Source organism: Arthrobacter sp. HMWF013 (assembly GCF_003061105.1).
In the GTDB taxonomy this organism is placed as follows: domain Bacteria; phylum Actinomycetota; class Actinomycetes; order Actinomycetales; family Micrococcaceae; genus Arthrobacter.
Genome location: NZ_QAIQ01000160.1, coordinates 1 through 4,073, shown reverse-complemented (window position 1 = coordinate 4,073; position 4,073 = coordinate 1). Strand labels below are relative to the sequence as shown.

At 65.8% G+C, this 4,073-nt stretch carries 3 protein-coding genes; 1 reads left to right on the top strand and 2 read right to left on the bottom strand.

What is annotated here, in order from left to right:
• Positions 1–52: 52 nt before the first annotated feature.
• Positions 53–2,170, bottom strand: a complete 2,118-nt coding sequence (locus DBR22_RS07305) for an acyl-CoA dehydrogenase family protein (protein WP_108598459.1) — start codon at positions 2,168–2,170, stop codon at positions 53–55.
• 1 nt (position 2,171) lies between these two features.
• Entirely contained in the window at positions 2,172–2,879 is a 708-nt protein-coding gene (locus DBR22_RS07300) for a TetR/AcrR family transcriptional regulator (protein WP_375134928.1), read from the bottom strand.
• A 61-nt stretch (positions 2,880–2,940) separates the two neighbouring features.
• On the opposite strand from DBR22_RS07300, the gene DBR22_RS07295 reads away from it, so the two are divergent.
• On the top strand, positions 2,941–4,073 hold a 1,133-nt coding region (locus DBR22_RS07295; protein ID WP_108598457.1), incomplete at its 3' end, for an acetyl-CoA C-acetyltransferase.

Here is a 4,073-nt window from a genome sequence, read left to right as displayed (position 1 = left end):
CCGGAAGGGCGTTAAGTGACCCCGCGTTGACCCATCAGCGGGGAGTGGGCCGTCAATTTCCGCCAGCTCGTGCTGCTGACGCAGTTCGCGCGATCAGGACCTTCTCTTCCACCGGGGCGTTGCCGCTGGCGCGTTGTGCCCGGAAGTAAGCGCGCGCCTCGTCCTGCCGCGCCTTCTCAGCCCCGGTGGCGATCTCCGCGCGGACATGATCCTCGCCATATCCGAAGGCTTCCACCAGGTCCAGCGCATGCGGCCGGATCTTCACCAGCAGCCGGTTGATGTAGTCACCCACGGTGCGTGCCCGCTGCATGGAGAGCCTGCCGTTCATCAGGTACCACGCGAGGTTCTTTTCGATCAGCGAGAGACCGAAGAGATCGCGAAGCCAGGTCAGGACCGTTTTCGTGCCGGGGTCGGTGATGTCGGCCAAGGCTTCGGTGAAGGCTTCCCACTGCAGAAGCTCGGCGTGGGCCTGGGCGGCGTCGATCAACTCATTCTGGTGCTGGTTGAAAAGGGCTGCACCCTTTTCCACCGGCAGCCTGTTGGCTCCCTTCAGCGCCGACCCGACGTCGGCCACCATGGTCTGGACCCGATCGGTGAGCAACGCGCGCTGGCCGGCCTCGTCCCGCAGCGCAATAGCCGCCTTCTGCGCCAGTCCGGTATCGGCGACAAATTGTGCCACCTGGCGCAGGCCGGTGCGGTGGATGGCGGCGCCCGTGGCCTGCCCAACCACGTAGCGGGCCATAACGCCGAAATCGACGTTCCTGAATTCCTTGGCATAGTCGGCCAGGAGCCGCTTGGCCACCAGCTGGAGGAGCACCGTGTTGTCGCCCTCAAAGGTGACGTACACATCGAGGTCAGCACGGAGGGAGGCGAAACGGTTTTCGATCAGGAAGCCGGCGCCGCCACATGCTTCGCGGCATTCCTGCAGGGTGTCGAGGGCATGCCAGGTGCTGAGCGGCTTGAGGGCCGCCGCGAGGGTCTCCAGATCCTGCCGGTCCGCGTCAGTGTCATGGGCGCCCGAGAACACTTCGTCATACTTCTGGAGCAGCTGCTCGTGCGCGAAGCCTGCCGCGTAGGTGGTGGCCAGGCGGGTGAGCAGGCGGCGCTGGTGGCGCTGGTAATCCAGGAGCACTTCCTCGTCGGTGTGGGACGAGGCGTTGAACTGACGCCGCTCGGCAGCGTAGCGGATGGCTGCCGTCAGGGCGATCTTCGATGCTGCCACTGCCGCACCGTCCAGTGACACGCGGCCCTGGACGAGCGTCCCCAACATGGTGAAGAACCGCCTGCCGGGGCTGGCGATGGGGGAGGTGTAGGAACCGTCGGCTCCCACGTCGCCGTAGCGGTTGAGCAGGTTTGTCCGGGGGATGCGGACGTTGTCGAAATGCAGCCGGCCGTTGTCGATGCCGTTGAGGCCGCCCTTGACGCCGTCGTCTTCACCGCCAATTCCCGGCAGGAACTGCTTGGTCTCCGGGTCCCGCAGCTCCACGTAAAAGGCGTGGACGCCGTGGTTGACGTCCTTGGTCACCAGCTGGGCAAAGACAACTGCGCTGAGGCCGTCGATGGCGGCGTTTCCGATGTAGTCCTTCCAGGCAGCGCGGAACGGCGTGTGGATCACAAATTCCTGGGTGTCCGGGTCAAACGTTGCCGTGGTGGCGATGCTGGCGACATCGGAGCCGTGGCCGGTCTCGGTCATCGCAAAGCAGCCGGGGATCTCCAGGCTCATGATCCCGGGCAGCCACTTGGCATGGTGTTCGGCGGTCCCCAGGTGCATCACGGCTGAGCCGAAGAGCCCCCATTGGACGCCGGCCTTGATCTGCAGGGACGGATCTGCAGTGACCAGTTCCTCGAATCCGGCCACATTGCCGCCGTGGTCATCCGCACCGCCCAGCTCCACCGGAAATGCCCGGTGCACGCCGTTGTTCTCGACGAGGTATTTCAGCTGGCCGAAAGCCCTGGCCCGGTGGTCGGTGTGGGTAAGGCCTTCGATTTTGTGCAGTTCCGGCTTGCCGGCCAGGGTTCGTGCCTGCCGGCGGGAAGCGGCCCACTTGCCGAGCAGCTGTTCGCCGAGGGCCGCAACGTCGACGGCGGGCTGGACGGCCGGCCGCTGGCGGGCAGCTGAAATGCCGGCCGCGGGACCCTTGCCGGTGGGACGGTCAACTACTTCGGTCATGTCAATGTCCTTCGTTGGTTCTGACGGATGGTTCGATAAGTTCAGGAGCGATCCCGACGCACAGCCAGGCTGTGATCTGCCGGGCCATGGCTTCCTGGTCGGGTTTCGATGCGGAAGCGGGAGTGCTGAGCCACTGTTCGCCGGCATTCCGGACCAGGCCGATGGCGGCCGTGGGCCAATAGCCGATCACGGCTTCCTTGCCGCCGCCCAGATGTGTCCGCATCGGTGCGGCGATCATCTCGGCAATGGATTCGAAGAAGTGCCCGAGTGCGCCGGAAATCGCGGCCGGGGCCGGGGAACTGCCCGCTTCGGCCGGGGCAGAGCGGGTGACGAAGCTGTAGACGTTGGGGCTGGTTTCAGCCATCTGGAGGTAGGCGGAAATCATGGCCAACAGACCTTCGCGCGGGGTCTGGGCGCTCTGGGCAGCTTCACCGATCTTGCGCTGCATCTGGCTCAGGACCACTTCACCGACGGCCTGCTGCAGGCCCGCTTTGTCGCCAAAATACCTGTAGAAAACCGACTTTGAGGTACCGGCGGCGGCTGCGATTTCCTCCATGGAGGCATCACTGCCCAAGGCGTGGACAGCCCGCCGGGCGGACTTGATGAGCTCCCTGCGGCGCTCCTCCCGGTGCGTCTGCCAGCGGGACGAGCGGCCGTCGGCACTCGCGCCGGAAGCCGGCGTCTGAAGGTCTGCGGGGAGGTTGTTCACGATACCCAGCGTATCAGGTACGCTGGGTATCGGTAACCGCAGCAGATCAGAGGAGACACCCATGTCCGTCGAGGGACAGTCCACACCCGGACCCCAGGAATTCAGCAGCGCCGCAGCTTCCGGCAGCGGGCGGCCAGTCCGCCGGGCAGTGGTGGTGGGGGGCAACAGGATCCCGTTCGCCCGCACAGGGGGCGCCTACACAAAGTCTTCGAACCAGGACATGCTCACCGCCGCCCTGGACGGCCTGATTGCCAGGTTTGGGCTGCAGGATGAACGCATCGGCGAGGTAGCTGCCGGGGCGGTCCTCAAGCATTCCAGGGATTTCAACCTCACCCGCGAGGCTGTTCTCGGTTCCGCACTCTCTGCTGAGACCCCCGCCTATGACGTGCAGCAGGCGTGCGCCACGGGCCTTGAGACGGTCCTCAGCCTGGCCAACAAGATCAAGCTGGGCCAGATCGATTCCGCGATCGCCGGCGGCGTGGACTCGGCCTCGGATGCGCCGATTGCGGTCAGCGAAGGGCTGCGCGACGTTCTGCTGGATCTCAACCGGGCCAAGACCCTTCCGCAACGGCTGAAGGTGCTGAGCCGGCTCCGGCCCAAGGACATTGCCCCGGACGCGCCCAACACCGGGGAGCCCCGCACGGGCCTGTCCATGGGGGAGCACCAGGCGCTGACCACCGCCCAGTGGAATATCCCGCGTGAAGCCCAGGACGAGCTTGCCTTCAACAGCCACCGCAACCTTGCCGCCGCCTACGACGCCGGTTTCTTTGATGATCTGCTCACGCCCTACCGCGGGCTGTCCCGGGACTCGAACCTGAGGGCGGACACCACCCTGGAGAAACTGGCGACCCTTAAGCCCGTCTTTGGCAAGAGCCTGGGCGCCGAAGCCACCATGACGGCAGGCAACTCAACTCCGCTGACCGATGGGGCATCGACCGTGCTGCTGGCCTCGGAGGAATGGGCCGACGCCCACGACCTGCCCAAGCTCGCAGCCGTGGTGGACGGTGAAGCTGCGGCCGTGGATTTTGTCCACGGCAAGGACGGCCTCCTGATGGCTCCCGCGTTCGCCGTGCCGCGGTTGCTGGCGCGCAACGGGCTGACCCTGGCCGACTTCGACTTCTTCGAAATCCACGAAGCCTTCGCCGGGACGGTGCTGAGCACCCTGGCAGCCTGGGAGGACGAGGAATTCGGCCG